The organism is Candidatus Njordibacter sp. Uisw_002, from assembly GCF_047730155.1.
In the GTDB taxonomy this organism is placed as follows: domain Bacteria; phylum Pseudomonadota; class Gammaproteobacteria; order Pseudomonadales; family Balneatricaceae; genus Njordibacter.
This window is the reverse complement of record NZ_CP159832.1, coordinates 1,799,530-1,816,607: the sequence shown is the minus strand read 5'-3', so window position 1 is coordinate 1,816,607 and position 17,078 is coordinate 1,799,530. Positions and strand designations below refer to the sequence as shown.

Here is a 17,078-nt window from a genome sequence, read left to right as displayed (position 1 = left end):
GTTGTTGAATTTGTTTGACGTTTTTGGAAGTGTTTGCAAAATCATTGATTTTTATACTAGGTATTGTTGCGACTTTGCTCACAACTGGGTAAATTATGCCATTGAAATAATAAGTAGCCTCACAATGGCTGCATCATTAGGCCGCCACAAGCGGTAAATCACCGGAGCTGCTACCGTGCCATCATCCGATTTAATGCTCGAAGGCCTCACCTTAATGGTGTTTGGTATGGGTTTTGTATTCACTTTTCTTACTTTGTTGGTGTTTGCCACCAAATCTATGTCTGCCATTGTATTGCGTCTCTCACCTGTTGAAGAATTGGTGATGGAAGCGCCCGTAACAATGGCGCAACCTTCGCAAAATGTTGCCAACGATCCCCAACTTATGGCGGTATTAAGCGCGGCAGTGCATCGTTATCGTCAAGATCATTGAAAGCTCTAGATCTTCTATTTCCATATTCGTTTTTTAGTACAGGTGTAAACACATGACCGTTGTTAAACAACCTTTAGGTATTACCGACGTCGTCCTACGTGACGGCCATCAGTCTCTATTTGCTACACGCATGCGTTTGGCTGACATGCTCCCTATCGCTGACAAGCTAGATCAAATTGGTTATTGGTCTATAGAGACATGGGGCGGTGCCACATTTGATTCGTGTATTCGTTATTTGGGTGAAGATCCCTGGGAGCGTATACGCGCGCTTAAAGCAGCGATGCCTAAGACCCCTCAGCAGATGCTATTTAGAGCCCAAAATATTTTGGGCTATCGTCACTATGCTGATGATGTAGTGCGTAAATTTGTAGAGCGAGCAGCAGTGAATGGAGTTGATGTGTTCCGCATTTTTGACGCCATGAATGATGCTCGTAACTTAACCACTGCCATTGCAGCTGTTAAAGAGACCGGCAAGCATGCTCAAGGGACTATTTCATACACCTTAAGTGCGCTGCATAACATTGATTACTGGGTTGATTTAGCCAAGAAAATTGAAGACCAAGGCGCTGATTCTATATGTATTAAAGATATGGCTGGTTTATTAAATCCTTACACTGCGTTTGAATTGGTAAGTAGGCTTAAAGCTGAAACTAATATGCCTGTGCACATGCATTGTCACGCCACTACAGGCCTGTCTACAGCCACTATCCTAAAGGCTGCAGAAGCAGGTATAGACAACGTTGATACGTCTATCTCATCGATGGCGATGACCTATGGGCATTCACCCACAGAGTCTGTTGTGTCTATTTTTGAAGGCAGTGATCGTGACACTGGCTTAGACATTATTGCGTTAGAAGAAGTGGCTGCTTATTTTCGTGAAGTGCGTAAAAAATATGCCAAATGGGAAGGCTCTCTTAAGGGGGTGGATTCGCGTATTTTAGTTGCACAAGTGCCAGGTGGCATGCTGACTAATATGGAAAGCCAGCTGAAAGAACAAGGTGCTGCAGATCGTTTAGATGAAGTGCTTGATGAAATCCCAAGGGTGCGTGAAGACCTAGGTTTTATTCCCCTTGTAACACCTACCTCACAAATTGTAGGCACCCAAGCAGTGCTTAACATTTTAACAGGTGAGCGCTACAAAACGATTACTAAAGAAACAGCAGGCGTTTTAAAGGGTGAATATGGTGCAGCTATGGCGCCATTTAACCAAGAGCTTCAAATGCGTGTGCTGGATGGTGCGCAAGCCATTAAGTGTCGCCCTGCAGACCTCATTGAAGATGAGCTAGAGAAGCTCACCACTGAACTTCGTGGCCTTGCAAAAGAAAAGAACATTAAGTTAGCGCCAGGCGAGCGTGAAATAGATGATGTACTAACCTATGCATTGTTTCCCCAAGTGGGGCTTAAGTTTTTACAAAATCGCGATAATCCAGATGCCTTTGAACCTGTGCCAACACTTGAATCTGCCGCAGCATCTGCAGCGCCCAACACAAACCCGGCTGCAGCTGCTGCTGAGGCACCTACGGTGTATACCATTGGTGTGAATGGCCAAAGCTATGTAGTTGAAGTGACAGAAGGTGGCGATATCTCAGCAGTTGGCGTATCTAATGTAGTGATGTCTACCGCTCCAGTGGCTGCTGCTGCACCTGCACCTGTGACAGGTGGAGAGCCTGTCACTGCGCCATTGGCAGGTAATATTTGGAAAGTCCATGCGGTGCCTGGTCAGTCGGTACAAGAAGGTGATGTATTATTTATCTTGGAAGCGATGAAAATGGAAACTGAAATCCGCACAAGTAGAGCGGGCACGGTGACCTCTGTCACAGCTAAAGAAGGCGACTCTGTATCCGTTGGTGATACCTTGTTGACCTTAGCTTAGGCGGAATATTCATGGATAAGTTATTAAATATTTGGCATAGCTCAGGCTTATATCAAGTAGAGCCTGGTCAAATCGTAATGATGGCTGTTGGTTTGCTGCTGCTATATTTGGCAATTAAACGCAACTTCGAGCCGTTGTTGCTCATCCCTATTGGTTTTGGTGGTTTGTTGGCCAATATCCCAGGAGCCGGTTTGGCTGATCCTGGTGGCATTCTTTACATGTTTTATAGCGTAGGGATCGAAACAGGCGCATTTCCTCTGATTATTTTCATGGGTGTGGGCGCAATGACCGATTTTGGGCCGTTACTTGCCAATCCTAAAACATTGTTTTTAGGGGCTGCTGCTCAGTTTGGTATCTTTGCTACACTCATCGGTGCTGTAGGCATGTCAGCTTTGGGTTGGATGGATTTCAGTCTGGCTGATGCGGCTGCCATAGGTATTATTGGTGGCGCTGATGGCCCCACGTCGATTTATGTAGCGAGTAAGCTTGCGCCAGATCTATTGGGCGCTATCGCAGTGGCATCGTATTCCTATATGGCTTTGGTGCCGATGATTCAGCCGCCTATCATGCGAGCTTTGACGACAGAAAAAGAGCGCCAGATAAAAATGGTGCAACTACGCCCAGTGGGTAAGGTAGAGAAAATTGTATTCCCACTGCTACTGTTGTTGCTCGTTGCCTTCATGTTGCCAGATGCTGCGCCATTATTAGGCATGTTCTGCTTTGGTAACCTAATGCGTGAGTCTGGGGTGGTGAATCGTTTATCTGATACCACTCAAAATGCGTTAATTAACATCGTCACTATCTTCCTAGGTTTGGCGGTTGGTTCCAAGCTGTCGGCTGACAGTTTCTTAGATTTTGAGACTTTAGGCATTCTTTGTTTGGGTATGGTTGCTTTTGCAATTGGCACCGCTTCAGGTGTATTAATGGCTAAGTTGATGAATAAAATGACAGGTGGAGGCATTAATCCCCTAATCGGCTCAGCTGGGGTGTCAGCGGTGCCGATGGCTGCTCGAGTGTCTAATAAGGTGGGTTTAGAAGCGAACAATCAAAACTTTTTGCTAATGCACGCGATGGGCCCTAACGTTGCCGGTGTTATAGGCTCTGCAGTGGCAGCAGGTATTATGATCAACTATGTGGGTGGTGGGTAATGTTGATGCCCATGCAGGCATTTATAGGTAGCCTGCAAGCATCATCACCCACTCACAAGAGAACCAAAGCACCCAAGCCATGAGCCAATTCTTTCAAATACACTCAGAATCTCCTCAGCCACGACTGATCAAGCAAGCCGTAGACATTATCCAAAAGGGTGGGGTAGTGGTGTATCCGACAGATTGCGCCTATGCGATCGCCTGTCACATAGGTGATAAAAAAGCCATAGATCGCATCAAAAACATACGCCAGCTAGATGACAAACACCACTTCACACTGGTGTGTGAAGACCTTAGCCAAATTGCCACCTATGCTAAAGTAGATAACGAAGCGTATCGGATCCTAAAGTCGCACACCCCAGGCGCCTATACTTTTATATTAAAGGCCAGCAAAGAAGTACCCAAAAAACTGCTCCACCCCAAAAAGAAAACCATAGGCCTGCGAGTGCCAGATAACGCCATCGCTTTAGCTATTCTAAAAGAGTTAGGTGAGCCTATGCTAAGCAGTTCACTGATACTGCCCAATGAAGACACTCCGCTCACAGACCCCTACGATATCAGACAAACCCTAGAGCACAGTCTTGATTTAATTATCGATGGCGGATACTGCGGCATGGAAGTCACTTCACTGGTCAGTTTGGTAGATGGCGAAGTAGAAGTGTTGCGCCAGGGTATGGGCGACACCACGGAATTTAGCTAATGCAGACGCCACGGCAAGTGCAAACTGATAGTTACCAGATAGCCACAACAATTAAGCGCATATATTACTCTTATATAATTGCATTACTATAAGAGTAATATTAAAATTAGATGATGCTTTCTTGAAAATTAGGAATTGTTCCTAGAAAATGACGCGTATAATTGGGTTAGAAACTTAAGGACAGCAACATGGCAATTACAGCAGAACTTTGGCAAGCCAATCTCATCGCATTGGTCAGTGCGTTTGTGGCGATTAAAGTGCTGCGCCCTATTGCCATCTATTTTAACTTAGTTGACATTCCAACTGACCGCAAACAGCACGTAGGCCACATCCCTTTAATTGGTGGTTTATCCATCTATGTGGGCGTGTTAGTGGCCATACTTGCGGTATACCCACTGCACGACAAACTCTTTTACCTTTTAGCTTCAGCTTCACTTATTTTAGTGGCAGGGCTGGTGGATGACCTTAAGCAGCTTGGCGTATGGATACGCATCCTTATTCAAACCATTGCCTGCGTTATTATGATCAAAGGTGCAGGGGTGTATGTGGAATCCTTGGGTGATTTGTTTGGCATGGGTGAAATATACCTAGGCCAGTGGGGCATACCACTCACCATATTTGCGGTGATTGGCTTAGTGAATGCCATTAATATGAGTGATGGTATTGACGGCCTCACAGGGTCGTTAGCACTAGTAGCCATCATCGGTGTGTTTTTGTTTGAGAGCCTCAGTGGCAATTACCGTTTGTTTGATTTTTTGCTAGTGATGGCGGCGGCCCTAGTGCCTTACCTGCTGACCAACCTTTCCATCATCAGCCAACGTAAAATATTTCTTGGCGATGCAGGCAGCATGTTTATAGGCTTTATTTTAGCATGGGTGCTGATAGAGCTAAGCCAAGGTGTAGGCAATAGTAGAGCGATGCAGCCGGCCAATGTGCTTTGGTGCGTGGCATTGCCGGTGATTGACACCTTAGTTGTCATTATAAAGCGCCTTAGAGCGGGTAACTCACCCTTCCACCCAGATAGGGGCCACTTTCACCACATGTTACAAGACTTAGGCTTAGGTCCGCGGCAAACCCTAATCGCTATGGTTATGATGGCTTTGTCGTTGCTAGCCCTTGGTGGTTTGATACAGATTTTGTGGCCTGCAGCTAGTGCCACTGTGTTTATACTAGTGATGGTAGGGTATCTTTATTGGGTAAAGCGTCGAGGGTGGGGTGCTTCTGCCAAAGATGTAAATTTAAAAGACTTAAAGCAAGTAGACGCCCCATGAGTGACTCTAACTGGCTGCTATTGCAGGTTAAACCAAGGCAAGAAATGCGCGCTTTAGAAAACTTAGAGCGCCAGCAAGCCCAATGTTATTGCCCCCTAATACAAGTAGAAAAGCTAAGCCGTGGTAAACGGATTCAAGTGGAAGAACCCTTGTTTTCAGGTTATCTATTTATTAACGCTCAGCCAGAATTAAACGGCTTAAGTTACACCAGCATTCGATCAAGCCGAGGTGTGAGTAAAATCGTAGGTTTTGGGGCAGCACCTATTGTGATACCAGAATCTCTGATAGAGCAGCTTAAGCTGCGTGAAAGCAACGGTTTAGCGTGGAAGGCAGAAAACGTGCCCCAGGCAGGTGACAAGGTAAATATTATAGAAGGGCCATTTAAGGGCTTGCAAGCCGTGTATAGCCACACGGACGGCCAGCAAAGGGCCATAGTGCTGATTAATTTATTACACCAACAAGCGCCTACATCACTGGCCAATACCCAAATACAAAAAATAGCCTGATCTTCTTTAGAAGTCATTCTAGAGCAGATTTTGTGTTATTATTTCATCAGCGTTCAACAACTGAACGCCTATTTGCAAATGCCATAAGTGACCGGGTAGGGCGGTAGCGTCTGTATTATTTGTCACACGCACCTGCTTGTACTGATGGCCCTCTATTGGACATTAAACGAAGTTTAATTTTAACATGTCGACAGAAACACACCTTCAAATACTCAAATACATTAACTCTAATCCGCAGATATCGCAGCGGCAATTGGCAAAAGAGTTAGGCGTGAGCGTGGGCAAAATAAACTACTGTGTGCAGGCTTTAGTCGCTAAGGGGCAGGTCAAGGCAGGCAACTTTAAACGTAGCTCTGACAAAATAGGCTACCTCTATTTATTAACCCCTACAGGCATAGAAGAAAAAACCAAATTAACGGCTCGTTTTTTAAAGCGAAAAATGGCCGAGCACGAGAAAATCACCCAAGAAATAGAGCAGCTTAAGCGTGACGTGCAATCAATGGCAGATTGCTGAGCTGAGCTTTAGATCAACCAGCGTCATACTTAAACATACCTAACGCAATGCCGTAATAAAATAAGGACGACTCTTTGCGCGCCACCCCAAACACTCCAGCTTGGATCGCCCTATCTAAACACTTTCAAAAAGATATAGCGGACAATGCCTTAATAAAACTATTTGAAGCTGGTGGCAGTACCCGCTTTGCCCAACTGTCTTTTCAAGACCAGAACATGTTGTTGGACCTCTCCAAGCAACGCTTAACACCAAAAACCCTCGACTTATTAACACAACTAGCTAGCGAAAGAGACCTAAGTAAAGCCATAGAAAACCTATTCAATGGTGGCATAGTGAACGAAAGCGAATTACGCCCAGCACTTCACACTGCGCTGCGTCAATCATCGGGCGAATATCCAAACGTAGACGGCAAAAGCGTGCAGCCTCAAATTGAAGCTAATCTGCAACAGATGCAAAGCATTGTAGAAAAAATACATGCAGGACAATGGCTTGGTTTTGATGGCCAGCCCATCAACACCGTTGTCAACATCGGGGTGGGTGGCTCTGATATCGGCCCCAAAATGGTGTGCCAAGCCTTGGACGAATTTTCTGCTCAAACCCGTGACACTTTGCAGCTGTTATTTGTATCATCCATGGACGGGAGTCAGCTTGCCAAAATGCTGCAGCATCTAGATCAAGGCACGACCTTATTTATTTTAGCATCGAAAACCTTCACCACCGTCGACACCATTGCCAATGCTGAAACTGTGCGTTCCTGGCTGCGCAAAAAAATACCCAATGATAAACTCATAGGTCAGCATCATTTTATTGGGTGTAGTGCTAATACACAGCGGATGGATTTATGGGGCATCCCCGAAGACCATCAAGTGAGACTTTGGGATTGGGTTGGCGGCAGGTACTCACTGTGGAGCGGAATAGGCTTGCCCATTGCACTAAAAATAGGCATGCAAGGGTTTAAAGACCTGCTGGCAGGTGCGCAAAGCATGGATCATCACTTTAGAACAACAGAATTCAAGCAAAACCTGCCCGTTTTGTTGGCCATGACGGGAATCTGGAACATCAATGTATTAGGCCTAAAGGCCCATGCAATACTGCCTTATGACGGGCGCCTTAAATTATTACCCCATTATCTAAGCCAGCTTGAAATGGAAAGCAACGGTAAGTCGGTGACCACAAAGGGTGACCGAGTAAGTATGGACACCAGTCCGGTGATTTGGGGAGACGTCGGCGCAGACGCTCAGCACGCTTTTTTTCAATTGTTACATCAGGGTACCACTGCGTTTTATGCAGACTTTATCACGCCAGTCGCCCGCACACCGTCTGACCAATACAGCAAGGCAACCCAACAACAGTTGCAGTATCAACAAGACCTTAACCTGGCTAACTGCCTGGCCCAAAGCCGAGCGCTGATGATGGGGGACAGCCTGCTAGATTGGGATGAATCCAGTGATCAGGCAGCTGACCATTTGTACAGAGGCAATCATCCATCAACTAGTATCATGCTGGAAGAGCTCACGCCCTATAGTTTGGGCAGCCTTCTTGCCATGTACGAACACAAAGTGTATGTACAAGCGGTGATTTGGGACATTAACCCATTCGACCAATGGGGCGTTGAGCTGGGTAAACAAATTGCTAAAACAACGCTTAACGCCATAAGTCAGCGCCAAAATGGTCAGCCAGTGGATGAACAGTTTGACAAGAGCACTGAAGGCTTGTTGAACTACATCAACCAGTATGGGGTTGGGCACTAGGTTGATCCCTGGGTGAGTCAATCGATGGAAATTCACCCAGTGTTAGGGTCACTATGGTTGGTCATTTTAGAAAACACTGCGCGTATTTAAGTTCACCTTCATCCCAAAGAGTTTGGTATGGGCAGGTCCTTTTAAACGTCGTTCTGATAAAATGGGCGACTTGAATCCCTAAGACATTAAGCATTAAGCGCGACATGCAATCCATTGAAAATGACTGACCTGCACTTTAAAATAGACCTGTGTATCGGTGCCAAAGGATAAAGAATGACACAGAAAATCAAAAAAGCAGTGATCCCCGTCGCAGGCCTTGGCACGCGAATGCTGCCGGCCACTAAAGCGATCCCCAAAGAACTATTACCTGTCTATGACCGTCCTATCATCGAGCACGTGGTGAAAGAGGCCATAGCAGCGGGCATCACAGAAATTATTTTAGTCACCCGCAGCGGCAAAGAAGCCATTGAAAACCATTTTGATGCCCACTATGAGCTAGAGCACCGATTAGAAAAAAAGGGCAAAGAGACCATTTTAGGCACCGTTAAAAACATTATCCCTGCAGGGGTAAAGGTCACCTCCATTCGCCAAAGCGATGCCCTAGGCTTAGGCCATGCCGTGCTTTGTGCGAAGCACTTGTTAAATGATGAGCCTTTTGCCGTGCTGTTACCCGATGTTTTAGTGCTAGATCAAGCGTCACGAGAAAAGAACCACAGCTTTTCATCCATGGTAGATGCCTGGAATGACACCGGCATAGGCCAAATCATGGTGGAGCGCGTTGATTCAGAGGCCATTGAAAATTACGGCGTAGCAGATTTGGGCACACAGCTAAGTGAACCTTTTAAAAGTGTGCCAATCAAGGGTTTAGTTGAAAAACCTACCTCTGAAGAGGCACCGTCCAATTTAGCGGTGCTGGGCCGATATATTCTTCCCTGCGCAGTGCTAGGTCTGCTTGAGACCACTGTGGCTGGTGTAGGCGACGAAATACAGCTCACCGATGCACTGGATGAGCTGCTTAAAGTTGAGGGGTTAAATGCCTTTGAGACCGACGCAGGCGTCTTTGACTGTGGTAATAAACGAGGGTTTTTAAGTGCCAATTTAGCAGTGGGCATGCGTGACCCTGAGACGAAGTTGACTATCAAAGCGCTGATTGAAAAGAGTGGCTGGTAGAGTGTGATAATGGCTTTTATCGCATTTTAAAAAGTAGTGTCCAGCGTTTCTGGAGTCTATAAAAAAAGAAGCCAAATCTTTAAGTCAATTTCTACAGTAAAATTGGCTAAATTGGTGACAATTGAGTAATGTCGAGTTTTTCGTCTAAATAAAAAAAGGTGATCAATTATGTTTAAAGACAAAAATTTGATTCAAACGTTAATTTGGTTTGGTGAGCAAGGAATATTGTTAGTAATTTCCTTAGCCACTATCGGTGCTGCATTAATCGAGGTAGCTCGTATTATTGAAATGATGACAGTTGATCTGAGTGATTTGTTCCTGTTATTTATTTATGCCGAGGTCCTTGGCATGGTGGCGATATTTTATAAGGATCACCGAATTCCTGTGACGCTTCCGATTATTATTGCCATTACAGCACTGACACGAATGATTGTTTTGCAAACAAAAGGGCTTGAACCTATCAATATTATTTTCGAAGCCTCTGGCATTTTGTTATTAGCCATTGCAGCTTATATTATGAGTGCGAAAGAAAGGTTGAGTTTGGATAAACTTAAAGAGAAGAAAGCAGCGGGTAGGGTGTAAGGGTCACGCAAGGAAAAGTTAAGCTCGAGTAGGAAAGTTAACAAAAAACCTATAAGACCAACGTATTCTCGAAGCGGATTACAAAGAAGAGTCATCCTTGCTTGGGATCTATTGGGTTTTAGTGAATGGGTCTTGGTCCGTGATAAAGGTTATTATCGCTTGTTTGATAGACCTTTCAGTCGCCATAAGCGGTTATAATAAATACGCTGGCTAACCCCTTAAAGTAAATTCTTGATATTAAAATGTAGGTCTTAATTTGACAAACAAAGTGAAAATTACTGTTGTAGGATCTGGCTATGTGGGCATGTCACTGGCTGTGCTTCTTGCCCAGCATAACGATGTTGTTGTGCTTGATGTGGACCCTACTCGGGTTGATAAGGTTAATAATAAGCAATCCACGGTGGCTGATGCTGAAATTGAAGCCTTTCTAATTGAAAAAGAGCTTAGCCTGACGGCCACGCTAGATAAGTATTCTGCCTACGAAGGTGCTAGTTTCGTGGTAATAGCAACCCCTACAAACTATGATTCTGATACAAACCGCTTTGATACCAGTTCTGTAGATGGGGTTGTTAAAGACGCTCTTCAGCTAAATCTAGACGCACTTGTGGTGATTAAATCCACCATACCTGTAGGCCATACTAAATCACTGCAAAAAAAGCACAGCACAGACCGAGTTATCTTCTCACCCGAATTTCTACGAGAGGGTCAGGCACTAAAAAATAACCTTTACCCATCACGCATTATTGTGGGTAGCTTGCTAGATGCGGGAAAAGAGTTTGCCAATATTTTAGTGGAAGGTGCTATAAAAACCGGTATAGAGACATTATTTATCAGGTCAACAGAGGCTGAGGCGGTAAAGTTGTTTGCCAACACCTACCTTGCCATGCGTGTGTCTTTTTTTAATGAGCTCGATTCCTATGCACTGGAGCATAATCTAGACACCGAGAGTATTATCAATGGTGTGTGTATGGATGAGCGTATTAGGCAAGGGTATAACAACCCGTCATTTGGTTACGGTGGGTACTGTTTGCCAAAGGATACCAAACAGCTCCTAGCAAATTATGGCCAGGTCCCGCAGACATTGATTCAAGCAATTGTTTCGTCAAATGCTACCCGAAAGGATGTTATCGCCGAGAAAATACTAAAGTTAAGACCCAAGACTGTAGGGTTTTATCGGCTGACTATGAAAGAGGGTAGTGATAACTTTAGGTTTTCTGCTATCCAAGGAATTATGAAACGTATCAAAGCAAAAGGGATTGATGTGATTATTTATGAGCCCGAACTAGGCGAGGATGAGTTCTTTGGGTCAAAAGTAGTGAATGACCTTAATAGTTTCAAGGTGGTCAGTGATGTAATTGTTGCTAACAGAAAGGCTGAATGCCTAATGGATGTTGATGAGAAATGTTTCAGTCGTGATGTATTTGGAGTTGATTAAATGAAGATACTTGTAACTGGATCGGCTGGATTTATTGGCTTTCATTTAGTTAGGTCTTTGCTTCATGCTGGACATCATGTAACTGGCATTGATAACCTTAATGATTATTATGACCCAGGTCTTAAAAGGGCTAGATTATCTAATTTGGATCAGCTTGTAGATGAATGTGCGATTGTATCTAGCTATTCTTTTTTAGAAGTTGATCTCAGCGACATGAATGAGCTAAAGCGGTTATTTCTTAGTAATAGTTTTGAAATTGTAATTAATCTTGCAGCGCAGGCCGGTGTTCGCTATTCAATCGACAATCCTAAATCATATATTGACAGTAATTTAGTGGGTTTTGTTAATCTTCTTGAGTGTTGTAGGCACGCAAACATTGAACATCTTCTTTTTGCATCGTCTAGTTCGGTTTATGGTATGAATAAAAAACAACCATTCAGTGCATCCGATAGCACCGACTTTCCGATTAGCCTGTATGCTGCGACAAAAAAATCGAATGAGCTTCTCGCGCATTCATATAGTCATTTATTCGGTCTAGCCTGCACGGGTCTGCGGTTCTTTACTGTCTATGGACCTTATGGGAGGCCTGATATGGCTTACTATAGTTTTACAAAAGCGATTGATTCAGGAATTCCGATAGATGTTTACAATAATGGGGATATGAAGCGTGACTTCACGTATATCGATGACATTGTTGCAGGTATTGTCAGCTTAATTGGATTGCCACCCGTTCGAGAATCCAATGAAATAACAAATGCTGATGCTGCATTTCAAATTCTCAATATTGGAAACAACAACCCAGTATCGTTGGGGCGCTTCATTGGAGCAATAGAATCAGCTTTAGGAAAAAAAGCAATTAAAAATTTCTTGCCAATGCAGCCTGGCGATGTGCCAGTTACTTATGCTGATATAGAGCCGCTCCAAGATTTGGTGGGGTTTTCGCCTACCACGGAAATTGAAGTAGGAATTAAGAATTTTGTAGATTGGTACATATCTTCAAAGTAGTTACAGTTTGATCTTGTTTAAAGTTTACTTTCTAATTCTGTGAGAAGGAGTCGAATTTATGAGGATACTTTTAACAGGTGGTGCTGGATATATAGGTAGTCATATAGCCGTGCTACTTTTAGGTCTTGGCCATGAAGTTACGATATACGATAACTTGAGTAACAGTGACAGATCTGTTTTAGGTCGTATTTCAAAGATTGCGGGTAAAACGCCAGATTTTTTCGATGCCGATGTGAATGATTCAGATGTGTTGGAGGGGGTTTTACGTAATCAGAACATTGAATCCGTGATTCATTTGGCGGGGTTAAAGGCGGTCGGCGAATCCGTTTCATATCCTTTGGAATATTTCAAAAATAACGTTTCCGGAATAATTAGTCTTTTAGGTGCCATGAATCGAGCCAATGTTAAGAGTTTGATTTTTAGCAGTAGTGCAACTGTCTATGGTAATCCAAGTTACTTGCCACTAGACGAAGAGCATCCGACTTGTGCGGTAAACCCTTATGGGCGGACTAAACTTCACTGTGAAGAGATATTGTCGGATATCGCTAATTCAGACTCGTCTTGGAGAATTTCTTCTTTAAGGTATTTCAACCCTGTTGGGGCACATGACAGTGGCTTGTTAGGAGACAATCCTTCCGGAAAGCCCAACAATTTGGCACCCTATCTCATGCGTGTAGCTGCAGGTACATTAGACCATGTAGTTATTTTTGGAGATGATTATGAGACCCTTGATGGAACTGGAGTTCGTGATTATATTCATGTTGTGGATGTTGCGGAGGGTCATTGTGCAGCATTGACTGAGCTAGGTGACAGGGAGTTACCATTTAATGTTTTCAATCTTGGGACTGGTTATGGGCATTCGGTGTTTCAAATGCTAGCAGCCTTTGAAAATGTTAGCACAATTAAAATACCATATATTGTTGGACCTAGAAGACCTGGAGATGTCGCGTCCTGCTTCGCAAGCACCGAAAAGGCTACCGAGTTTTTGGGATGGGCAGCTAAAAAAACACTCAAAGATATGTGTTTAAGTGCTTGGAACTTCCAAAAAAATCGTAGTTTTTAGTGGGTAGTATTAATGTCGTTCATGTTTTTTAAAGTTTGTCTTGATAGGAGTGTTCTATTATGAGTTTAAGCCCGTTGATACATGATTTATCTAGTGTTCAATCTGAGTTCGTCGGCTCCGGAACTCGTGTGTGGCAGTTTGTTATTATCTTGCCAGATGCCAAGGTTGGCCGTGACTGCAATATTTGTTCCCACTGTCTTATCGAGAATGATGTCGTAGTAGGTGATAGGGTCACGGTGAAAAGTGGTGTTCAGTTGTGGGATGGCTTAAGAGTTGGCGATGATGTTTTCATTGGTCCGAATGTTACGTTTACTAATGATAGGTTCCCTCGGAGTCGTAAGCCACCAGAAATATTCTTAAAAACCTTAATTGAAAAGGGCGCCTCTATTGGTGCCGGGGCAGTAATTTTACCCGGAATTACTATTGAAACTAATGCTGTAGTTGGAGCTGGAGCTGTGGTCACTCGCTCGGTTCCTGCAAACGCCATAGTAGTAGGGAACCCTGCAAAAATAGTCGGCTATGTTGATGCTACCCATACCCAAGCGCGGGTGGCTCAAATTGAGGCCTCTACCCCGTGTGTATACAAAACTGGTGTCTCTGGAGTAAATAGGCACCATTTCTCTATGGCATCTGATATCAGGGGAAGTTTGATAGCGGGCGAGTTTGGGCAGTTTATTCCATTTTCTGTAAAAAGGTACTTCTTAGTTTTCGATGTACCTAGTATCGAAACAAGAGGGCAGCACGCCCATTACGAGTGCCATCAGTTCCTTACTTGTGTCAAAGGTAGTTGTGTAGTTGTTGCTGATGATGGCAAAAACCGTGAAGAGTTTTTGCTTGATAAACCTAATACTGGTCTCCATCTCCCACCGATGACGTGGGGGATTCAATATAAATATTCGGATGATTGTGTATTATTGGTGTTTGCGTCTCATCACTACGAAAGCTCTGATTACATTAGGGAATACTCAACATTTCTTAACCTGGTAAATAAATAGTAATGATTCCTTTTCTTAATCTCAAATCCCCTTATGATGAATTAAAAGTAGAAATCGATTCTGCTATAGCAAGGGTGCTCAAATCAGGCTGGTATATAGGTGGGCCTGAGCTTCAGAAATTTGAAGATGAGTACGCATCCTTTTGTAACGCAAAGTATGCTGTGGGCGTTGGTAACGGGCTGGACGCGCTTTATTTGGCGCTATTGGCATTGGGCGTCAAACCAGGGGATGAGGTAATCGTCCCTTCAAATACATATATTGCAACTTGGCTAGCTGTTTCAAAGTGCGGTGGTATTCCTGTACCAGTTGAACCAGATGTTGGAACTTATAACTTGCAGCCTGATCTCATTGAAGCGGCTATAACTAAACGAACTAAGGTTATTCTTCCCGTTCACTTGTACGGCCAGCCCGCAGATCTTGACCCTATTTTGGCAATTGCTACTAAATATGGATTAAAGGTTCTCGAAGATGCAGCCCAGGCTCATGGTGCTTATTACAAGAAGCGAAGGATTGGAGGTCATGGTGATGTGGTCGCTTGGAGTTTTTATCCCGGGAAAAATTTAGGAGCTCTCGGTGATGGCGGCGCAATTACTACTAATGATCCTGATATTGCTGATCGGGTCCGAATGTTGGGCAATTATGGTTCTAAAGAAAAATATATAAACAAGGTTGAAGGTACGAATAGCAGATTAGATTCGCTTCAAGCAGCTGTTTTAAGTGTGAAGTTGAAATATTTGGATGAGTGGAACCTCCGCCGGAAAGCGATTGCCAATATATATATGAGCACTTTGTTGGCTGATGAAATAATACTCCCATCTATCCTAAATGAAGTTCAATCAGCGTGGCATTTGTTCCCAATTCGGGTTGAGAAACGAGATTTGTTGCTAGCTAAGCTTTCTGAAAAGAGCATAGGAAGTTTAGTGCATTATCCGATTCCTCCGCATAAGCAGGATGCTTACCTCCGGTTAGGTTTTAGTGAAGATGCATTCCCGCGTGCATCTGCAATGGCAGATCGGCTTATAAGCCTCCCTATTAGTCCTCATATGAGCAACGATGAAGCAGCTGAAGTTGCATATTCCGTTAAGGAGAGTTTAGGATTATCGTAGGAAAAAGTTACAAAGATATCTTCCGAACTTCCTGGATCATGGGTGGGGCGGCCATTCTGAGCATGTTTTTTGGACTGCTGAAGACAAAATATGCTGCACTTCTCTTCGGTGCATACGGCGTAGGTATGATTGGTGGTTTTGCTGCTGTTATGGGCGTGGCCAGTGCTATAGCGACTCTCGGAATTCCTGCTAGTTCGGTTAGGAAATTAGCCAAAGCTCATTTAATAGATGACTATACGGAAGTTGGACGTATAGCGGTTACTTTGAAACGAGCCTGTGTCGTGTCTGGTTTGATTAGCATGCTCATTTTGATGCTGATGAGTAACAATTTAAGTCAAGTTACATTTCAAACAGATAAGTATGGAATTGATATTTGTATTATTGCATTAGCCATATTTTTTATGAACCTTGGGCTGGGCAATATTGCCTTACTTCAGGGTCTACGAAAGGTTGCTGATGTAGCCAGAGTGACTGTTTTTACAGCTTTCATAGGAACTCTAGTAACAATTATACTCTACCATAGCATAGGAGAGCGAGCGATTGCTCCTGCGTTAGCGTGTGTAGCATTATTGCAACTAGGTTTCTCAGAGTTATTAGTTCGAAAGTTGTCCTTAGAAAAAGTTTATGTAAGTTGGGTGCATTCTTCAGTAGAAGCGGCTTCTCTTAGCCGATTAGGCTTTAGCATTATGTTTAGTGCATTGTCGGCATCAGGAGTGAGTTACATAACGGTGTTGCTGATTTCCCGAGAGTATGGTTTAGCCTCGGTGGGAATAAATAATGCAGCATTCGCCTTGTCTGGGATGTTTGTTGGTTTCATTTTGAATGCTATGAGTACTGATTATTATCCGAGGTTATCAGAGCAAGTAGGCAATAATCGCGCTATGAACTCTCAAGTCAACGAGCAAACAGAAATAGGAATATTACTATCTTTGCCTGGACTACTTGGTACTCTTATCTTTGCTCCACAACTGGTCGATATTTTTTATAGTGAACAGTTTCAACCTGCGGTTGAACTTATTCAACTTTTCATCTTGGGTTGTTTCTCTAGGATTATAGCTTGGCCTATTGGTTTTGTTATGCTCGCTCTGGACAGGGCAAAGTTATTCTTAGTTACTGAGGTATTGTTTTTTTCGTTACAAATTGTAATCATTTACTATTTTTTACATTTTTTCAATCTGTCTGGAGTTGCTCTGGCGTATGCCATTATATTTCTCCTTCTTATATTTTGGAACTTTCTGGTTGCCAGAAGGCTAACGGGTTTTTCATGGGAAGTAGGTCCATTAAAGCTTATGCTCTTATCATTGAGTGTTATTCTTTTGGTGCTATTTATTATTAAGTTAGATGCATATTCATCCGATATTTTGTTATTTTTGATTTTACTGGGGACTTCTTCTTTTTGTCTTTTTGAGATTTCCAAGCGACTGGGCTCAGAGCACGCATTGTCTAAGTTTTTACGTCGAATATTCTGCCAAAGGCTTTAATTTAGGCGATTTAATTTTTCTCGGGCCAACGATGAATTTTATTTTTACATGTTGCTA

At 43.5% G+C, this 17,078-nt stretch carries 16 protein-coding genes; all 16 read left to right on the top strand.

The features are described from left to right. The first annotated feature begins 175 nt into the window (after positions 1-175). The gene (locus tag ABXT42_RS08610) at positions 176-430 is read left to right on the top strand and encodes an OadG family protein (protein ID WP_443627744.1); all 255 of its coding nucleotides are present in this window, start codon (positions 176-178) and stop codon (positions 428-430) included. A gap of 52 nt (positions 431-482) precedes the next feature. Beyond that, a complete protein-coding gene (gene oadA / locus ABXT42_RS08605) occupies positions 483-2,303 on the top strand; it encodes a sodium-extruding oxaloacetate decarboxylase subunit alpha (protein WP_443627743.1) in 1,821 nt (606 codons plus the stop codon). A gap of 11 nt (positions 2,304-2,314) precedes the next feature. Further along, positions 2,315-3,451 (top strand): sodium ion-translocating decarboxylase subunit beta, encoded by a 1,137-nt coding sequence (locus ABXT42_RS08600; RefSeq protein WP_443627742.1) that lies wholly within the window; start codon positions 2,315-2,317, stop codon positions 3,449-3,451. A gap of 79 nt (positions 3,452-3,530) precedes the next feature. Continuing rightward, the gene (locus tag ABXT42_RS08595; RefSeq protein ID WP_443627741.1) at positions 3,531-4,151 is read left to right on the top strand and encodes an L-threonylcarbamoyladenylate synthase; all 621 of its coding nucleotides are present in this window, start codon (positions 3,531-3,533) and stop codon (positions 4,149-4,151) included. A gap of 188 nt (positions 4,152-4,339) precedes the next feature. Beyond that, positions 4,340-5,422, top strand: a complete 1,083-nt coding sequence (locus ABXT42_RS08590) for a hypothetical protein (protein WP_443627740.1) — start codon at positions 4,340-4,342, stop codon at positions 5,420-5,422. Continuing rightward, on the top strand, positions 5,419-5,928 hold the full coding sequence (rfaH, locus tag ABXT42_RS08585) for a transcription/translation regulatory transformer protein RfaH (protein WP_443627739.1): 510 nt from the start codon (positions 5,419-5,421) through the stop codon (positions 5,926-5,928). Before ABXT42_RS08590 ends, rfaH begins: the two co-directional genes overlap by 4 nt. 184 nt (positions 5,929-6,112) lie before the next feature. After that, complete coding sequence (locus ABXT42_RS08580) at positions 6,113-6,442, top strand: MarR family EPS-associated transcriptional regulator (RefSeq protein ID WP_443627738.1); 330 nt, start codon at positions 6,113-6,115, stop codon at positions 6,440-6,442. A gap of 74 nt (positions 6,443-6,516) precedes the next feature. Beyond that, positions 6,517-8,193: a glucose-6-phosphate isomerase gene (gene pgi, locus ABXT42_RS08575; protein WP_443627737.1), complete on the top strand. Its 1,677-nt coding sequence runs from the start codon at positions 6,517-6,519 to the stop codon at positions 8,191-8,193. 264 nt (positions 8,194-8,457) lie between these two features. Then, positions 8,458-9,354: a UTP--glucose-1-phosphate uridylyltransferase gene (locus ABXT42_RS08570; RefSeq protein WP_443627736.1), complete on the top strand. Its 897-nt coding sequence runs from the start codon at positions 8,458-8,460 to the stop codon at positions 9,352-9,354. Between the two features lie 168 nt (positions 9,355-9,522). Next, the gene (locus ABXT42_RS08565) at positions 9,523-9,936 is read left to right on the top strand and encodes a phosphate-starvation-inducible PsiE family protein (protein WP_443627735.1); all 414 of its coding nucleotides are present in this window, start codon (positions 9,523-9,525) and stop codon (positions 9,934-9,936) included. 268 nt (positions 9,937-10,204) lie between these two features. Continuing rightward, entirely contained in the window at positions 10,205-11,371 is a 1,167-nt protein-coding gene (locus tag ABXT42_RS08560) for a nucleotide sugar dehydrogenase (protein WP_443629464.1), read from the top strand. Continuing rightward, on the top strand, positions 11,372-12,376 hold the full coding sequence (locus tag ABXT42_RS08555; protein WP_443627734.1) for an NAD-dependent epimerase/dehydratase family protein: 1,005 nt from the start codon (positions 11,372-11,374) through the stop codon (positions 12,374-12,376). It abuts the gene before it with no gap. Between the two features lie 58 nt (positions 12,377-12,434). Beyond that, positions 12,435-13,439 carry a UDP-glucose 4-epimerase GalE gene (galE, locus tag ABXT42_RS08550; protein ID WP_443627733.1) on the top strand — a complete coding sequence of 335 codons (1,005 nt, stop codon included), beginning with the start codon at positions 12,435-12,437 and terminating at the stop codon, positions 13,437-13,439. Positions 13,440-13,498: 59 nt separating this feature from the next. Beyond that, complete coding sequence (locus ABXT42_RS08545) at positions 13,499-14,434, top strand: WxcM-like domain-containing protein (protein ID WP_443627732.1); 936 nt, start codon at positions 13,499-13,501, stop codon at positions 14,432-14,434. Between the two features lie 2 nt (positions 14,435-14,436). Continuing rightward, positions 14,437-15,540: a DegT/DnrJ/EryC1/StrS family aminotransferase gene (locus tag ABXT42_RS08540; RefSeq protein ID WP_443627731.1), complete on the top strand. Its 1,104-nt coding sequence runs from the start codon at positions 14,437-14,439 to the stop codon at positions 15,538-15,540. Between the two features lie 38 nt (positions 15,541-15,578). Then, the gene (locus ABXT42_RS08535) at positions 15,579-17,021 is read left to right on the top strand and encodes an oligosaccharide flippase family protein (protein ID WP_443627730.1); all 1,443 of its coding nucleotides are present in this window, start codon (positions 15,579-15,581) and stop codon (positions 17,019-17,021) included. Positions 17,022-17,078: the final 57 nt, after the last annotated feature.